Source organism: Xanthobacter sp. 126, assembly GCF_000526175.1.
Lineage (GTDB): Bacteria > Pseudomonadota > Alphaproteobacteria > Rhizobiales > Xanthobacteraceae > Xanthobacter > Xanthobacter aminoxidans.
In genome coordinates, this window is sequence record NZ_JAFO01000001.1 from 37,820 (window position 1) to 55,225 (window position 17,406).

Consider the following 17,406-nt stretch of genomic DNA (forward strand, 5'->3'; position numbering starts at 1 on the left):
TGCCGGCTTGCGCCTTGATGTGGCGCAAGCCCTTGTTCCTTCAGGTGCTTGTTCCGTCTTCCCGCTCAGTAGGAGAGGAAGGCGCCGGCGAAGATGCCCTGGGCCCGGTCGTCGCCCGCAAGCTTCCAGCGATACTGGAGCGTGAAGTCGAGGTAGGAGCGCGGAGCGGTGTATTCGTCCTCGTTGAACCAGTAGCGGGCGGTGATGCCCGGACCGATGCCCATGGCGAACGGCGTCGCATAGGCGGTGTCGTAGCCGCCGCCGATGGCGAGATAAGGCCACAGCACCAGATGGTCGGAGATGGCGTCCATCCGGAAGGCCTGGCCGTAGCGGCCTTCGAAGGTGGCCACCGTCTCCGGCAGGCTCACGAAGTAATTGTAGTCCGCATAGATCTGCCAGGCCCGCCAATTGTCCACGTCGACCCGAAGGTCGGTGCCCTCAGCCTTGGAATAGGCGGCGCGCAGCAGAAGATCGTTGCGGGAATACTGGCCGACCGGGAAGAGGTAGGAGATCTCGAACACCAGGTTCTCGGTCGAGAACGGCTTCCAGCGCGCACCGACCGAGCCCTGGATGGTGTCGAAGCCGGTGGCTCCGCCATTGTCCGCATAGACTGTGCCGAAGCTACGCACGAACAGCTCGAAGATCGAGCCGTCGCGATAGCCGATTCCGGGCGGGCGCCAGTAGATTTCGCCGCCCGCGCCCACCGTGTGGTTGGCGCCGTTCGATGTCTGCGGGACGAGGTAGGACCCGGGCGCCACGCCCACCGGGCCGTAGCTTACCGAAGCGTAGGCGCCCCAGGTGCGCGTCAGCTCGGCCACCTCGCGCCTGAGGCCGAAGAGATATTGCGGATCGAGCTGGAGCTTGCCGTCCCGCGCCTCGTCGATGGCCGACTTGAAGTAATCGACCGCCTCCGCATTGTGATAGGTGCGGCGGGCATTGTACGCGGCATTGATGAGGTTGGTGCCGCGCAGCCGCCAGCGGCTGTTCGCCTCGGAGAAATATTCGTAGGCGAGCTCGTCCTCGCCCGCCTGGCTCGCCAGCACCGCGAGGTCCACCGCCTTCAGACCGCGCAGGGCACCGCTGTTGTAGGCATTCTGGAACAGCGCGCGCGCCTCGTCCTTGCGGCCGAGCTGGGAGAGCACGCCGATGCGGGCGGAGAGCATCGCCATCCGCTCCTGCGAGGTGCGCGCCCGGGCCGCGGCCCGGGTGAAGGCCGCGAGCGCCCCTTCCTTGTCGTCGAGCGCGAGGGAGGCGAAGCCGATGCGCGCCTGGACCTCGTAGCTGTCCTCGTTGGCGTATGGCTCGAGCGCCCAGATCGCGATTTCCGGCTGCTTGGCGGACAGCGCCGCGTCGGCGAGGCCGAGGCGCACGATGCGCACCTGGGCCGGCGGCAGGTTGGGGGAGCCCAGCGCCGCCTTGTAATCGGCGACGGCGCCAGAGAAGTCCTTGGCCTGCATGCGCAGGTTGGCCCGCTGCACCAGCAGGGTGGCGTCGCGCGGGCTTGCCGCGAGCAGCCGGCTCGCCACCGCCTCGGCCTCGCCGTAGCGGCCGGCCGACGACAGGGCGTTGAGGAGCAGGGTCTGGTAATTGCGGTTGCCGGGCTCGGCATTCACTGCGCGGCGCGCCTCGGCGATGGCGGTCGCATAGTCCTTGCGGCCGAACGCGGCATAGGCGGCACTGGCGGCGGCATAGCCGGGGGAGCCCGGATTGAGGCCGGCGACGCCCGGCGCCTGCATCTGCGGATTGGCGAACACCGAGCAGATGACGCCGTAGCTGGTCGGCTGGCACAGCACGGCGGGTTGCTGGAGGGACGGCTTGGCGGCGTTCGGCGCCTTCACCTGCGCCTCCGCCTGCTTGCGCAGGACGCCGACCTCCTTGTTCTTGTCGGCGTCGAGGGCTTCGAGCGCCTTCAGCGCCTCCTCGGGCTTGCCGGCCGCCATGGCGGCGTTCGCGGCGATGAGCCGGTAGTTCAGCTCCTCGAGGTCGGTCAGCAGGTTGCTGTTGAGCACGGTGTCGAATTCGCGCGCCGCCTCGTCGCGCTGGCCGGTCTTCTGCAGCAGCCACGCGCGCAGGATGTGGGGCAGCGGCTCGTTCGGATTGTCCGCGACGGCGCCCGAGGCCGCCGTCTCCGCGTCCTTGAACTGGCCGGCGGCCATCAGCGCATCGATGAGGACGATGCGGAAGATGAGCGCGTCCGGCGCCCGCTCCACCGCCTGCCGCGCCGAGGTGACGGCGGTCGAGGCCTTGCCCCGGCCGATGTCCTTGATGGCCTGCACGGCCATCGGCTCGGCGAGGCGCTTGTCGTTGGCCGCGCGCAGGGCGATCAAAGAGGGGTCGTTGTCGCCCTGGCTGATGGCGTCGCGGATGGCGACATCCAGCTCCTTGTACTTCTTGGAGCGATCGAGCGAATCGATCAGCAGGCGCCGCCACTGGGCATTGCCGGGATTTTCCTTCAGCGCTTCCCGGATGCGCGCCTCGGAGAGGTTGTCATTTCCCTCGCGATAGGCGCCGAAGGCTTCGAGCGCGGCATCGTAGCCGGGGGTGTCGCTGACACCGCCGCCGGGCGGCGTGGTTGCCGGGATGAGGCTGCAGGACGGGCCATAGGGCGTGTCGGTGCACTTCTGGAACGGCACCGGCAGCGTCTGGGCGGCATTGGCCGGGACGACTTTCGGATTGCGCTCCTGCGCGCGGGCGACACGCAGGCGCGCCTGCACCGCCGCATCGGGCTCCACCGGTTCCAGAAGCTTGATTGCCCGCTGGGGGTGGCCGGCGGCGATGGCGGCATCCGCCATGACGAGGCGCGCATCGTGGGCGGTGGGCCCGGTGAGCACCTCGTCCTTCAATGCCGTGTCGAAATCCTGTTCCGCCTCCGCCACCTTGCCGAGGCGCAGCCGGACATAGCCGCGCAGCGTGCGCGGCAGGAAAGACTGCGGATCCACCTGGATGGCTTCGCTCGCCGCCTTGTCGGCCGCCTCCAGCTGGCCGTCCGCGAGCAGCGTGTAGACGAGCAGCACGCGATAGCTGAGGTCGTCGGGCACCAGCGCGACGGCCTTGCGGGCCTGCTCGATGGCGGCCTTCGGGTTGGATGCCTCCAGCGCCTTGTTCGCGGCGACAGAGGGCTCCTGCGCCAGCACGCGGCTCTGCGCGCGAACCCGGGCCGTGAGCGCCTGGTCGGTGATGCCGGCGGCGATGGCCGCGTTGCCGGCGACGACCGCTTCGGCGGTCTTGCCCTGGGCATCCAGCGCATCCATCAGCAGCAGCCAGAGCCGCGGCACATCGGGACGCAGCTTGAGCGCCTCGCGGGCATTGGTCACGACGTCCGCATATCTCTTCTCGCGTTGGGCCGCATAAGCGCGATCCGCTGCCGCCCACGCCGCTCCGGTCAGTTCCGGCGGCTGCGGCGCTGGAGTAGCCTGCGGCGCCTGTTGAGCCTGCGGCGCTTGCTGGGCCAGAGGCGCTTGCGACGGCTGGGGCGACTGCGCCCATGCCGGTCCCGCCGCGAGCATCAGCGCCGCGATCGATGTCGCCAGCACGTGGCCGAGAGCGATGTCGCGCAGGAGCCTCTTCCGATCCCGGTCGAGGGTGAGCGCAGGGGAGGTGCGGAAGTGAATGGCGGTGGTCATGGGGCCACCTTGGCATCGATTACTTAAATGGCGGTTAACCTTAACAGGAAGGGTTAATAATCGGATGCCGTAAAGGGATCATTTACTTTGATGGCGCGTGTGTTGCCAAAGCGTAAACGAAAACGGCGCGCGAGGAGGCGTTCCTCGCGCGCCGTTAACACTTTGGCAGGAGACCTTAACGAAATCGCTATCGGCGAACCGCTGCCAGCATCCGGTCGCGCCAGGTCTGGGGCGGCATGATGGAGGGCACGTCCCACTGGTCCGTCGCCTGCGGGCCGCTGTGGAACGGTCCCTCGTTGAACTGCCAGAGCAGCACCTGCGGCGGGCTCTTCGCGAAGTCGGGCGAGGTCACGTATTGCAGGAAGGTCGCCCACGGGCCCACATTGCCCGGGTTCCAGGTGAGCGACACCGGCCGGTCGAGGGCGTTCGACAGCTTCTGCGGGAAGCCGAGATAGGGCTGGACGAAGCTGTTGCCGATGATGTGCACCGGCGCGGGAGCCGAATCCACCAGCGAGGTCTTGGCCGGCGCCGGCGTGCGCACAGTGTAGAGGTCCGGCCCGATCTGTTTCTGCTGGTCCGGTGTGAGGAAACGCTGGGCGAGATCGCCGAGGTGACGCTGCGTGACCCATTCGCCGAGTTTGTCGCCGGGCGGGCTGCCGGCGAGCTTGCCGACCTTGGCCTTGATGGCCTGCGCCACCGCATCCGCCGCCGCCTCGGAGGCCCAGGCGGTCCAGTGGTAATCGGCGCGGTAGAAGCTGGTCTGCTTGCCTGTCTGTACCGACTTCAAGGCCGGGCGCAGGTCCACAGTGTCGATGCCGGCCTTCCTCAGCTGGTCGATGATGAAGTCGTACTGGCCGACGACGTCGGCAGAAACCGTCGTCCCGTCCGGCAGCTTCTCCTTGTAGAAGGGCGCCTTCATGGGCACGACCATGACCATCAGGGTCACGTTGCGTGTCGCAAGCGCCGCCTTTGCCTCCTGCAGCAGCGCGACGTTGGCGGTGATGGCGGCGCGGTTGAGCACGGTTATGCTCTCCCAGCCGGGAAACAACCAGCCGTCCTTGCCCGAGATGATGCCGCTGTTCTGCGCCGCCGCCGGGGTGGGCAGGCCGGCAATTCCCGCCACCAGCAGGCCGCCCGCCAGCATGGTTCCAGCCAGGAGGCGGCGGCGGGTGAACGCGCGTCCAGCACCGGCGACCTTCGTCATTTCGCATCTCCCAGAAAGCGGCGCTCGACATCCGTCAGCGGCCGGGTGAGTGCCCGCATGGGGAATTCCCACACCACGAGGCGCGTTTCAGTCAAAATCTGCGGCTCGTCCATCAGAAGTTCGAGAAGCTGGCCGGCAAAGCCGGAGCCGTCGCGGCTCTTCTGCGCCACCTCATGACCTGAGGCGGTCTGGAGAAATTCGAGGAAGCCGGAATTGCGCGAGAAGGAAGAGCCGGCGAGCACCACCTGCGGTCCCGGTACGTCATCCAGCAGCCCGCCGGTGCGGGTGATGGCGGCGGACACCTCCGGCTCGTGGTCCGGCTCGGGGCCGGACCAGCGCCAGGTGCGTTCTAGCCCGGCGAGCCGCATGAGGTCGCCGACGCGCGGCTGGGGTGGGCTCTCCGAAAGGGTGATCTTCTGCGTGCCCGCACCGATGCGCTTGCGCACCGCCTCCGCCACCCGGTTGGCGGCAAGCTTCGCGCCGGCGACGTTCCAATGGGTGTCGGTGCGCAGGAAGCCGTCGGCGCCGGGGAAGCCGGGCGCGATCTCCACCTGATCGAGCCCCAGCGCGCGGCTCTGCGCCCACCATGCATCAAACCGCCAGCGCGCCTCGCCGGAGACCGAGGCGCCGCACAGATGATCGGCCGCCAGAATCGCCTTGTCCGGAACGGGGAGCACCACGAGGGCGACGTTTCGCGCCGCGAACTGGTCGCGGATCTTCGCCGCGATCTTCAGCCGGGTTTCGAAATTGGCTCGCGCCTGCGGCGTCTCGATCATCTCCTCGCGGTAGAACAGCCAGCCGGGGCAGCCGGCGCGCACAAGATCACCGGCATCTCCCAGCACCTTGTAGCCGAGGCCGGAGACCACATCCTCCAGCTCCGTCAGCCTGGGCAGTGCTGCCGTGATCTGTTTGTCGAGCACCGCGGTGAAGCGGCCGGTCAGGACATTCTCCGGGGACGCCGCCGCCGCGAGCGCCGTGCGCGCCTCCTCGCCTTTCAGGTGCACGGCGACGAAGCCGAGGCCGGTCAGCATCAGCGCCAGGAAGGCGAGGGTTGCGAGGGCGCGGGCGAGATGCGGCATCGTCCCCCCTCAGAACTGGAAATAGAGGAAGGGCACCACCATCCGCCCCTGCAGCACCAGCACGGCGAACAGGAACAAAGGCAGCGCCGTCCAGGCGCGCAGCCAATGGCCGGGATTGGGCGCGGAGGGATCGATGCGCATGAGCTTCGGCAAATAGACGAGGCCGATGCCGAGCACGACTGTCGCGATCTCCACCGGCCGGATGGCCGCGCCCATGGCAGGGCTCAGTGGGATGCCGTTGGTACCGGCGAGGCCGGAAAAGATCACCCCCGCCTCGGCCCAGCTCTGCGCGCGGAACAGCGCCCAGCCGACCATGACGAAGGCGAGCGTGAGGACGTGCCCCGCAAGCGTCCCCGTTCCCGGCAGGCCGAGATTCTTCCACACCCGTCCCACCATGAGCCCGAATCCATGCCAGAGGCCCCAGACGAGGAAGGTCCAACTCGCCCCGTGCCAGAGGCCGCCGAGGCCCATGGTGATGAGGAGGTTGGTGGACACTCGGCCCGTGGACCCGCGATTGCCGCCCAGGGGAATGTAGAGATAGTCCCGCAGCCAGCTCGACAGCGAGATGTGCCAGCGCCGCCAGAACTCGGCCAGCGAGGTGGAGAGATACGGGTTGTCGAAATTCTCCGGGAATTTCAGCCCCACCATCAGGCCGAGGCCGATGGCCATGGCGCTGTAGCCGGAGAAGTCGAAATAGAGCTGGAGCGTGTAGCCGGTGACGGAGAGCAGCACATCCGCCGTGGTGGGATGGGCGATGGCGTAGCCGGCATCCACCATGGGCGCGAGCGTATCGGCGATCAGCACCTTCTGGGCGAAGCCGAGCATGAAGCGCTCGACGCCGAACATGAATTCGGCGCGGTGGAAGGTGCGCTCCTTCAGGCGCTGCGCTACCCATTCATAGCGCACCACCGGGCCCGCCACGAGATGGCCGAACATGGACTGGTAGGTGGCATAGTTCACGAACGAGGGCTCGGCCTTCACCGTGCCGCGGAACACGTCCGTGGAATAGGAGATGGCGCCGAACACGAAGAAGGACAGGCCGATGGGCAGCAGCACGTCCGGCCAGCCCCAGACCGAGGCGGTGAGCACCTCGGTCGAATGCACTAGCATGTTGGCGTATTTGAACCAGATCAGCGACGCGAGCGGCCAGACGATGCCGATGAACAGCGCCCATCCCCGGGCCCTCCCCTCCGCGCGGGAGATCCACAGGCCCGTCGCCCACGACCAGATGGCGATGGAGACGATGAGTGGCAGGAAGTCCGCCCGCCACCAAGCATAGAACAGCCAGGAAAAGGCGAGGATGGCGACGTTGCGCGCCATGCCCGGCGTCAGCGCATAGACGATGAGGAAGACCGGGAGGAACAGGAAGAGGAAGCTGTCGGAGGCGAAGACCATGGGCCCGGATCAGTTGCCCGGCCCGCGATAGGGCTCCGTCTCGTCGCGCTGGCCCGTCAGCTTCGGCCCGTTGGCACCGGGCAGGAGGAACAGGCTGTAATGGTCGCCGGCCTTCAGCTGCGGCAGCTTCAGCGGCTGCGACACCGCCGTTCCGCAGCTCGCCGCCAGAACCGCCTCGATGGGGTTGATGGCGCGCTGGCGGGTGTCGTTTGTGGCGACGCCCTCGAACACGATGGGGCCGCCATCGGCAACCGCCACGCTTGCCGCACAGCCGGGCACCAGATTGTAGACGCGCAGCTGCGCCTTGAGGTCGTTGCGGCCCTCGGTGGGGTCGGCAATCACCACGGCCGGGCCGGCGGCCGGGACGATGACGGTGGAGAAGGCATCGGCGGGCGGAACGATGCCACCCTCGGCCGGCTTGCCGGCAATGCTGACGGCGAGCGGGGTGCCGCCCTTCACGATGCGGTAGATGGTGGCGGTGTCTCCGGCGGGAACGGCCGCAGCCGCCGCGCTGCCGATTGAGATGGGCGCGCCGCTCGCGGCAAGGTCCACCACCCGGACATAAGCGGAGCCGGTGGGCGGCTTCGGCGCATAAAGACGCGTCAGCTCCTGCGCAGCCGCGGGAGCAGCAAGAGCGGCAAGCGCAAAGGTCGCCAGCGCGAACCGCCGCATGGCGCGGCCCGAAACGGTCAAAGCGGCATTGGACGCGGGCATGAGCGCGATCCCGGACTGACCGGCAGACCCTGCGCCGGTTTCACCTGCGACAGTTAGGGGTTGCATCCCGTCAAGGCAACGGAGCGCCCCCTTCAACTGCCGTTAAGGTTACGGGATAAGGGCGACCGACGCCACCGGCTCCGCCTCAGCCGGGCGTCACGCACACTTGGCCGCCAGCGCCTGCGCGACCTTGGAGGCCGGCGTTCGACCGAGCGCTGCGGTGATCGCGCGGCCGGCGGCGGCGAGGCGGTCGAGATCGACGCCGGTCTCGATGCCGAGGCCGTTGAGCATGTAGACGAGATCCTCGGTGGCGAGATTGCCGGACGCGCCCTTGGCATAGGGACAGCCGCCGAGCCCCGCCACAGCCGAATCCACCGAGGCCACGCCGATGTCGAGGCAGGCCAGCACATTGGCCAGCGCCTGCCCGTAGGTGTCGTGGAAATGGATGGCGGTACGCTCAAGGCCGATGCGATCCGCCACCGCCCCTGTCACCGCCTGCGCCTTGTCGGGCGTACCGACGCCGATGGTGTCGCTCACCGACACCTCGTAGCAGCCCATGGCGACGAGGGCTTCCGACACCTCCACCACCTTCGCTACCGGCACCTCGCCCTGATAGGGGCAGCCGAGCGCGCAGCTCACATAGCCGCGCACGGCGACGCCGCGGGCGCGGGCGAGGTCGATGAGCGGGGTGAAGCGCTCCAGGCTCTCGGCGATGGTGCAGTTGATGTTTTTCTGCGTGAACGCCTCCGAGGCCGCGGTGAACACCGCCACCTCCTCGATGCCGCAGGCGAGCGCCAGCTCCAGCCCTTTCAGATTGGGCGCGAGCACGGTGTAGCGCACGCCGGCCCGGCGGTTGATGGCGCCCAGCACCTCGGCGGTGTCGGCCATCTGCGGTACCCATTTGGGCGAGACGAAGGAGCCGGCCTCGATCATCTTCAGCCCGGCATCGGCGAGGGCATCGATGAGCGCCATCTTGGCGTCGAGGGGCACGATGCCGGGTTCGTTCTGCAGCCCGTCGCGAGGACCGACCTCGACGATACGAACGGAAGCGGGGCGGGCCATCAGGCGTCCTCCAGAACCAGAAGCTCGGCGCCCTCGTCCACGAGGTCGCCCACGGCGAATTTCAGCGCCTTCACCTTGCCGTCGCGGGGCGCGGCAACCGTATGCTCCATCTTCATCGCCTCCACCACCACGAGGGCGGCGCCCTTGGTCACCTCCTGCCCCTCCTCCACCGCGATGCGGATGATGGTGCCGGGCATGGGCGCGACGAGCCGGCCGGCGGTGCCGGTGGCCGCCTGCGAGGCGAGGCGCGGGTCGATGAAGTCCACCGCATGTTCCCCGCCGCGCACGAACACGGTGAGGCGATTGCCGGTGCGGATCACCCGCGCCGACAGGGCCACCCCGTCGAGGCGGGCGCGCAGGCTGCCGTCCCCCTCCGCCTCGCCCTCCACCGCCACGTCGCCGCCGGGCAGGGCCAGAATGAAGCCGTGGGGGCGGAAATGGGCGCGGACGGCGATGCGCTCATCACGGTCGGCGAAGGTGAGGTCCACATGGGCGTCACGGTTGAGCCGCCAGCCGGGCGCGAGGCCCCAGGGCGACCACGGATCGGCCGCATCCACCGTCTCGGCGGACTGGCGCGCCTCCTCCTTCAGGACGAAGAGGGCGGCGAGTGCCAGCACCGTGTCATCCACCGGCGCTGGCGCGGGCAGCAGCACGTCCTGATGGCGGGCAATGAAATTGGTGTCGAGTTCGGCCGCCGCAAACGCCGGATGCGCGGCGATGGCCTTGAGGAACACCCGGTTGGTGGCGAGCCCCACCACCTCGGTCGCGGCGAGCGCCGCCTCCAGTCGCCGCACCGCCTCCAGACGGTCGGCGCCGGAGACGATGATCTTGGCGATCATCGGATCGTAGTGGATGGAGACCGTATCCCCGGCCCGCACGCCGGTATCCACCCGCGTGTGGGCGAGATGGGAGGGCAGGACGAGATGGTCCAGCCGGCCTACCTGAGGCAGGAAGTCCCGCGCCGGGTCCTCCGCATAGAGCCGCACCTCGATGGCGTGGCCCTCAAGGGGAATTTCCTCCTGCGTCAGCGGCAGGGTCTCGCCCTGCGCGACGCGGATCTGCCATTGCACCAGATCCTGCCCGGTGATGGCTTCCGTCACCGGATGCTCCACCTGCAGGCGGGTGTTCATCTCCATGAAGTAGAAATGCTCGCCCTCGGCGATGAACTCCACCGTGCCGGCGCCGCGATAGCCGACCGCCTTGGCCGCATCCACCGCCGCCTTGCCCATGGCGGCGCGGCGCTCCGGCGTCATGCCGGGGGCGGGGGCTTCCTCCACCACCTTCTGGTGGCGACGCTGGATGGAGCAGTCGCGCTCGTGGAGATAGACGCAATTGCCGTGGCTGTCGGCGAAGACCTGCACCTCGATGTGGCGCGGGGTGGTGAGATATTTCTCCACCAGCACCTTGTCGTCGCCGAAGGCGCTCTTCGCCTCGCGCTGGGCGGAGGCGAGGGCCTCGGCGAATTCGTCCGCCGCCCGCACCACCTTCATGCCCTTGCCGCCACCGCCGGCCGAGGCCTTGATGAGTACCGGGAAGCCGATGCGCTCCGCCTCGCGGGCGAGCAGCGCGGCATCCTGATCCTCGCCGTGATAGCCGGGCACAAGCGGTACGCCCGCTTTCTCCATCAGCGCCTTGGCGGCGCTCTTGGAGCCCATGGCGCGGATGGCCGAGGCCGGCGGGCCGACGAAGACGATGCCGGCCTGTTCGCAGGCGTCGGCGAAGGCGGCATTCTCCGAGAGGAAGCCATAGCCGGGATGGATGGCGTCCGCCCCGCTCTTCTTCGCCGCTTCGAGAATGGCGTCGATCTTGAGATAGCTTTCGCGCGCCGGCGCCGGGCCGATGGGATAGGCCTCGTCTGCCACCGCCACGTGCAGCGCGTCGGCATCGGCCTGCGAATAGACCGCGACGGTGCGCAGGCCGAGGGCCTTGGCGGTGCGCATCACGCGCACGGCGATCTCGCCGCGATTGGCGACGAGCAGGGTGCGGATGGGACGGATCATGCGGCCCCCCAATTGGGTTTTCTTTTTTCGAGGAAGGCGGTGACGCCCTCGCGGCCGTCGGCGCTGGCGCGCTGGTCGGCGATGCGATGGGCGGTGTCGGCGATGACGGCGTCGTCGAGCGGCCGGTTCACAGCGGCGACGAGTTCCTTGGTGGCGGCGAGCGCGGCGGGGCTCGCCGCCTTCAGCGCCTTCAGATGACGGGCGATGGCGGCATCCAGTTCTTCGGCGGGCACCACCTCATGGACGAGGCCCAGCTCCAGCGCCGTTGCGGCGGAAAACCGCTCGGCGGTGAGGAAATAGCGCCGCGCCCGACGCGCGCCCATGGCCCGCACCAGATAGGGGCTGATGACCGCCGGGATGAGGCCGATGCGCACCTCGGTGACGGCGAATTCCGCCTCCGGCACCGCCACCGCGATGTCGCTCGCCGCGATGAGACCGGTGGCCCCGGCGAAGGCCGAACCGTGGATGCGCACGAGGGTGGGCTTCGGCGAGAGATCGATGGTGCGCATGAGCTTCGCGAGGCCCAGCGCATCGGCGAGGTTCTCCTCCTGCGAATAGGAGGCCATGCGGCGCATCCAGTTGAGATCGCCGCCGGAGCAGAAGACCGGCCCATTGGCGCGCAACAGGATGGCGACGGCCGACGGGTCCGCGATGGCCGCCTCGTACGCCTGCGTCAGCGCGGCAATCAGCGCGTCGTCGAAGGCGTTGCGCACCTCCGGCCGGTCGAGGGTGAGGATGGCGACGCCATCTTCGACAGTTGTGGTGAGGCCAGTGCTCTGGCTCATGGATTTCGCCTTTCGCGCCCGTCCATCACATGCGGAACACGCCGAAGCGTGTCTCCTGCTCGGGGGCGTTGAGGGCGGCGGACAAAGCGAGGGCCAGCACCATGCGGGTGTCGGCCGGGTCGATCACACCGTCGTCCCACAGCCGGGCCGAGGAATAATAGGGATGGCCCTGCACCTCGTACTGGTGGCGGATGGGCGCCTTGAAGGCTTCCTCCTCCTCCGCCGGCCACGTGCCGCCGCGCCCCTCGATGCCGTCGCGCTTCACCTGCGCCAGCACCCCCGCCGCCTGCTCGCCGCCCATCACCGAGATGCGGGCATTGGGCCACATCCACAGGAAGCGCGGATCGAACGCGCGCCCGCACATGCCGTAGTTTCCGGCGCCGAAGGAATTGCCGATCACCACCGTGAACTTCGGCACGGACGCGCAGGACACGGCGGTGACGAACTTCGCGCCATCCTTGGCGATGCCGCCCGCCTCATATTTCCGCCCCACCATGAAGCCGGTGATGTTCTGCAGGAAGACGAGGGGAATATTGCGCTGGCAGCACAATTCCACGAAGTGCGCGCCCTTCAGCGCGCTCTCGGAGAAGAGGATGCCGTTGTTGGCGATGATGCCCACGGGATAGCCGAAGATGCGGGCGAAGCCTGTCACCAGCGTCGGCCCATAGAGCGGCTTGAACTCGTCGAACTCGGAGCCGTCCACGATGCGGGCGATGATCTGCCTCACGTCGAACGGCTGCTTGGGATCGGCCGAGACGACGCCGTAAATCTCCTTCGCATCGTAGAGCGGCGCGCGCGGCTCGCGGATGTCGAGTGAATGGGCTTTCGTGGTGTTGAGGTCGGCGACGATGGAGCGGGCGATGCCGAGCGCATGGGCGTCGTTCTCCGCCATGTGGTCGGCGACGCCGGAGGTGCGGGTGTGGACGTCCGCCCCGCCCAGCTCCTCGGCGGTGACGACCTCGCCGGTGGCCGCCTTCACCAGCGGCGGGCCGCCGAGGAAGATGGTGGCCTGGTTCTTCACCATGATGGACTGATCGGCCATGGCCGGCACATAGGCGCCGCCGGCGGTGCAGGAGCCCATCACTACAGCGATCTGCGGGATGCCGGCGGCGGACATGTTGGCCTGATTGAAGAAGATGCGGCCGAAATGCTCGCGGTCGGGGAAGACCTCGTCCTGGTTCGGCAGGTTCGCGCCGCCGGAATCCACGAGGTAGATGCACGGCAGGTGGTTTTCATGGGCGACGCGCTGGGCGCGCAGATGCTTCTTCACCGTCATGGGAAAATAGGTGCCGCCCTTCACCGTCGCGTCGTTGGCGACGATGACGCATTCGCGGCCGGAGACGCGGCCGATGCCGGTGATGATGCCGGCGGCGGGCACCTCGTCGTCATACATGCCGTAGCCGGCGAGCTGACTGAATTCCAGGAAGGGCGAGCCGGTGTCGAGCAGCGTGCGGATACGGTCCCGCGGGAGCAGCTTGCCGCGCTTCAGGTGCCGCTCGCGGGCGACGGCGCCGCCACCCTCCGCCACCTTCTCCACCACGGACCGAAGCTCCGCAACGGAGGCTTCCAGCGCCTCCCGGTTGCGGCGGAATGCGTCGGAGCGGCGGTCGACCGCATCCTCGATGATCGCCATGAGCGCTCTCGCCCCCAATGCCCGGGCGCGTGGCCGACCGGACCGATGATCGGCCGGAGCGCACGCCCTTTCGCCTCAAGTGAAACGACCTCCACAAGGACCGACGATCCTCGAGGAGCCCGGCTCTCGCGAACCGGCAGCGGGGCAGCCGGAGGCAAAGCGCGCCGATGCCCGCGCAGCTGGGCGCAAGGCGGCTCGGGCGTCTCCCTCGGCGCCGGTCGATGCCGGCTTGGAAACGATCGTACGTTTTTTTATTGGAGGCGCAAGGGCTTTCGCGCGGTCATTTTCGTTGGACGGCGCGCCGTCCCATCACGTCCGCGCGGCCTTGGGGAGAGAGGCGGGCCGGCGCGTCGGCTTCTCATGCACCGGCGGCTCCGCCGGGGCTGCGAGGGGCTGAAGCGGAGCCCCTCCGGTGACGCCGCCGATGACGAGCGCCGTGTAGGTGTCGACGATCTCGTCCTGGCTCAATCGGCCGCCGGGCAGGTACCACATGCAGATGCCGGTGAGCATGGAGATGATGGCGTAGGTGGCGACCTTGGGCTCGCGCACCTCGAACACGCCTTGCGCCGCACCCTGGCGCAGGATGCCCTCCAGCAGCCCCTCATAGCGCCGGCGCAGGCCGACCACGACGGCGCGATGCGCCTCGTCGAGGCTGCGGATCTCCATGTTGGCGATGAAGACGTGGGCGAGCCGCGTCATGTGATAGCGCAGGTGGAAGGCGCAGAAGACCCTGAGACGCGCCAGCGGGTCTTCGATGCCGGCGAGGTCCGCCTCGGCCTTGCCGAGCAGATCCTCCATGTGGTCGCGCACGATGTCGAACAGAAGCGTCTGCTTGTTGTCGAAATATTTGTAGAGCGAGCCGGACTGTAGTCCCACCTCGGCCGCCAGCTGCCGCAGGCTCATGGCTTCGTAGCCATGCTTGTAGATGAGCTTCACGCCCGCCTGCCGGATGGCTTCGGCGGTGCGTGCGCCGTTGGAACCGATGGTGCGCGCCATTGCCTTTTAACGTTCAGGGTCCGGCCTGGGCACAATCGCCGCAAGAGCTGACATCGAGCCCGGTCCGGACGGAAACCGCGATGGCGAACCAGCTTCCCGGCCGCCAGATGGAGGGATATCTTGCGACAAGAGCCGACGCTTGGCCAGATTGAAAAGAACGTTCGATTTTTTCTTTTGCCTGCCATTGACGATGCCGGACGCGCGGGCACGGCGCCCCCAGCCGACGCCGCCATCTGCCCGCGGGCAATCCGTCCAGGCAGAAGTCACCCTTGCATGGAAATGGCGTGGGACGCGCGCCCGCTATAGTGCACGCAACCTTCCGTATCGATATACCCGGTATCCCCGAGGATAAAATAATCGCCGCCGAATTTGAACCGGGACCGCGTTCCGGGATCGTCCTTGCTGTAGCCGCGGAACCAGAACAATGGAGACCGCCTGACGTCGATCGCCAGTGCGCCCTCCGCGCCAGCACCGAGCACGGCGCCGTCCTGATCAAGAACCACGAGGGAGAATCCGGGCGCGATCCGGCCCACCGACGCATGGTCGAGGGAGCTTGGATGATGCGGATCATGTCTCATGCCCAAAATCATCCCTGTTTCCCGCTGCCCGTACTGGTTCACAAGGGGCACTTCGAGCTTCCGCGTGACCCAGGAGACCACATCCGGCGGAAGCGGCTCTCCGCAGACCGAGACCAGCCGGAGCGCGAGCCGGTTCGGCGCTCGGGTCAGGTCCCTGCGTCGCCATGCTTTGATCTGGGACGGCGCTGCCGTGAGATTGGTGACGCGGAACTTGGACAGAACGCGATAACCCTGTGACACGTCATAGGGCCCGTCGCAAAAAAGGATCGAGCAGCCGATCAGCAACGGTCCGACAAGACCATAGAAAATTCCATACTCCCAACCTTGATCGGCCATGTTCCAGTAGACGTCTTCATCACGCACATCGAGGCCAACGCGCATACATTGCTCAAACTCAGCCAGCGCTCTCACAGGTATCATCAGGCCCAATTTGGCTGCAATCGATTTAGGCGAATATGTCATTATAAATGGATCGTTTTCCCCATACATCTCGATATCGTCCCAGGGCTCGGTCGAGTATATTGATGACCAGAACTGTTTGACGATGCCATCAATCCTGTTGATCTGCTCCCCTTCAATCAGGAATACAGGGGTCGAGGAGCCGATATAATTTCGAGCCCGCTCCACAAGCGTGCGGCTTGCGACGATCACCTTCGCCTCACCCGACTCCAATCGGGAATTCACTGCCGACGTGGCATAGGTGGAAAACAGCGGCATATAGACTGCGCCCAGGCGCCAGATGGCCAGAGCGGCGATGACCAGCTCAACTCCCTTCGGCAGCATGACAGCGACGCAGTCGCCCTTCCTCACTCCGACGGATGCCAGGACTCGGGCGAAGCGAGCCGAATACTCCGCCAGCCTGCCAAAGCTTAGTTCCGACGTTTGGCCCGAAACGGTTTCATGAATCATGGCCGGCTGCGCCCGCTTGCCGGGCAGATGCCGGTCGCAAAGCAGATGGGCGAGGGCAATCGCGTCCCCCCGGTATTCGGGGCGCCGGTACAGGCTCGGATTGGAGGTGTGATCGGCTTCCGCAACGCCGCCGGCCTGGCTCCCGCCCGCGCGATTTCCGGCGTCCAGCAGAAATTGACCCAGGGAATAGTATCGACTGGCCGGATCGTAGGCCAGCAAGCCCTCATGGACGAGCGCGGCGGCAAGGCGGTGCGTCGTCGCCCTGGACAGTCCGGTGCCGGTCACGAGCTCGGCCAGGCGCGCGCCCTGCGTCCGCGCGCCAGCCACGATGCGGAGCACGGAAACAGCACGGGAAAGGCTTTGGGCCCCCTTTGGCGAGCCTGGGTCCATATCCGAAGGAGAAGACATGTCTCAATATGTGAGATGTTTCTGATGGGTTCGCAATAATTTTCTCGATCGCAGAAAGATACCCTTGAAAGATTCAAACGGTCGTTCGATAATGATCCTAATCAGCGTCCCATAATATGGGATAGCGGCTCATAGAAGCCAAACCCGCGGCGCGGGATAGGGAGGGGATCATGTCGCTACCTGCCGCTTCGGCCGGGGCTGCAGCGGGCGTGTCTGCCCTGCTTGATGTCCAGAATATCTCGCTCCGCTTCGGAGGCCTCAAGGCGCTGTCCGACGTCAGCTTCCATGTGCGTCCGGGCGAGTTGTTCTCCATCATCGGCCCCAACGGCGCCGGCAAGACATCCATGCTGAACTGCATCTCCGGCCGCTACACGCCGAGCGACGGCCGCGTGGTGTTCGACGGTGCCGACGTGACCAAGCTGAAGCCCAACCGCCGCGCGGAAATCGGCATCGGACGCACCTTCCAGAACCTCGCCCTGTTCAGCCATATGAGCGTGCTCGACAACATCATGGTCGGCCGCCATCACCTCCTGAAGAACAACTTCTTCACCGGCGCGCTCTACTGGATCGGCGGCGCGCAGAAGGAAGAGCTGGAACATCGCCGCAAGGTGGAGGAGGTCATCGACTTTCTCGATATCCAGCATGTGCGCAAGGCCACCGCCGGCACCCTCTCCTACGGGCTTCGCAAGCGCGTGGAACTCGCCCGCGCGGTGGCGCTGGAGCCCAAGCTCATTCTCCTCGACGAGCCCATGGCGGGCATGAACCTCGAGGAGAAGGAGGACATGGCCCGCTACATCGTCGATCTCAACGAGGAATGGGGCATGACGATCATCATGATCGAGCATGACATGGGCGTGGTGATGGACATCTCCCACCGGGTGATGGTGCTCGATTTCGGCCGCAAGCTGGTGGAGGGCGAGCCCGCCGCCGTGCTGGCGGATCCGCACGTTCGCAAGGCCTACCTCGGCGAGGAGGACCTTGAGATCGAAGAGGCGGCGCCCGCCGCCGTGTCCGCATGAT

The 17,406-nt window shown here is 67.2% G+C and carries 12 protein-coding genes; 1 reads left to right on the forward strand and 11 read right to left on the reverse strand.

All coding sequences use genetic code 11. The features are described from left to right. Nucleotides 1–65: 65 nt before the first annotated feature. From XAN126_RS0100165 to XAN126_RS0100215, 11 genes are all read right to left on the reverse strand, one after another. The gene (locus XAN126_RS0100165; protein WP_024276573.1) at nucleotides 66–3,623 is read right to left on the reverse strand and encodes a tetratricopeptide repeat protein; all 3,558 of its coding nucleotides are present in this window, start codon (nucleotides 3,621–3,623) and stop codon (nucleotides 66–68) included. A gap of 187 nt (nucleotides 3,624–3,810) precedes the next feature. After that, nucleotides 3,811–4,827, reverse strand: a complete 1,017-nt coding sequence (locus tag XAN126_RS0100170) for a twin-arginine translocation pathway signal (RefSeq protein WP_024276574.1) — start codon at nucleotides 4,825–4,827, stop codon at nucleotides 3,811–3,813. Further along, the gene (locus tag XAN126_RS0100175) at nucleotides 4,824–5,906 is read right to left on the reverse strand and encodes a hypothetical protein (RefSeq protein WP_024276575.1); all 1,083 of its coding nucleotides are present in this window, start codon (nucleotides 5,904–5,906) and stop codon (nucleotides 4,824–4,826) included. Before XAN126_RS0100175 ends, XAN126_RS0100170 begins: the two co-directional genes overlap by 4 nt. A gap of 9 nt (nucleotides 5,907–5,915) precedes the next feature. Then, complete coding sequence (locus XAN126_RS0100180) at nucleotides 5,916–7,301, reverse strand: MBOAT family O-acyltransferase (RefSeq protein ID WP_024276576.1); 1,386 nt, start codon at nucleotides 7,299–7,301, stop codon at nucleotides 5,916–5,918. Nucleotides 7,302–7,310: 9 nt separating this feature from the next. Then, nucleotides 7,311–8,015: an alginate O-acetyltransferase AlgF gene (locus tag XAN126_RS0100185; RefSeq protein WP_024276577.1), complete on the reverse strand. Its 705-nt coding sequence runs from the start codon at nucleotides 8,013–8,015 to the stop codon at nucleotides 7,311–7,313. A gap of 156 nt (nucleotides 8,016–8,171) precedes the next feature. Beyond that, nucleotides 8,172–9,077, reverse strand: coding sequence for a hydroxymethylglutaryl-CoA lyase (locus XAN126_RS0100190; protein ID WP_024276578.1), 906 nt, complete (start codon nucleotides 9,075–9,077; stop codon nucleotides 8,172–8,174). Beyond that, nucleotides 9,077–11,077, reverse strand: a complete 2,001-nt coding sequence (locus XAN126_RS0100195) for an acetyl/propionyl/methylcrotonyl-CoA carboxylase subunit alpha (RefSeq protein WP_024276579.1) — start codon at nucleotides 11,075–11,077, stop codon at nucleotides 9,077–9,079. The genes XAN126_RS0100190 and XAN126_RS0100195 overlap by 1 nt, the downstream gene beginning before the upstream one ends. Beyond that, nucleotides 11,074–11,862, reverse strand: coding sequence for an enoyl-CoA hydratase-related protein (locus tag XAN126_RS0100200; RefSeq protein WP_024276580.1), 789 nt, complete (start codon nucleotides 11,860–11,862; stop codon nucleotides 11,074–11,076). Before XAN126_RS0100200 ends, XAN126_RS0100195 begins: the two co-directional genes overlap by 4 nt. A 25-nt stretch (nucleotides 11,863–11,887) precedes the next feature. Next, on the reverse strand, nucleotides 11,888–13,495 hold the full coding sequence (locus tag XAN126_RS0100205; protein WP_024276581.1) for a carboxyl transferase domain-containing protein: 1,608 nt from the start codon (nucleotides 13,493–13,495) through the stop codon (nucleotides 11,888–11,890). Nucleotides 13,496–13,804: 309 nt separating this feature from the next. Further along, on the reverse strand, nucleotides 13,805–14,491 hold the full coding sequence (locus XAN126_RS0100210) for a TetR/AcrR family transcriptional regulator (protein WP_024276582.1): 687 nt from the start codon (nucleotides 14,489–14,491) through the stop codon (nucleotides 13,805–13,807). A 263-nt stretch (nucleotides 14,492–14,754) separates the two neighbouring features. Continuing rightward, complete coding sequence (locus XAN126_RS0100215) at nucleotides 14,755–16,386, reverse strand: AMP-binding protein (protein WP_024276583.1); 1,632 nt, start codon at nucleotides 16,384–16,386, stop codon at nucleotides 14,755–14,757. Nucleotides 16,387–16,595: 209 nt separating this feature from the next. On the opposite strand from XAN126_RS0100215, the gene XAN126_RS0100220 reads away from it, so the two are divergent. Next, nucleotides 16,596–17,405 carry an ABC transporter ATP-binding protein gene (locus XAN126_RS0100220; RefSeq protein WP_024276584.1) on the forward strand — a complete coding sequence of 270 codons (810 nt, stop codon included), beginning with the start codon at nucleotides 16,596–16,598 and terminating at the stop codon, nucleotides 17,403–17,405. Nucleotide 17,406 lies beyond the last annotated feature (1 nt).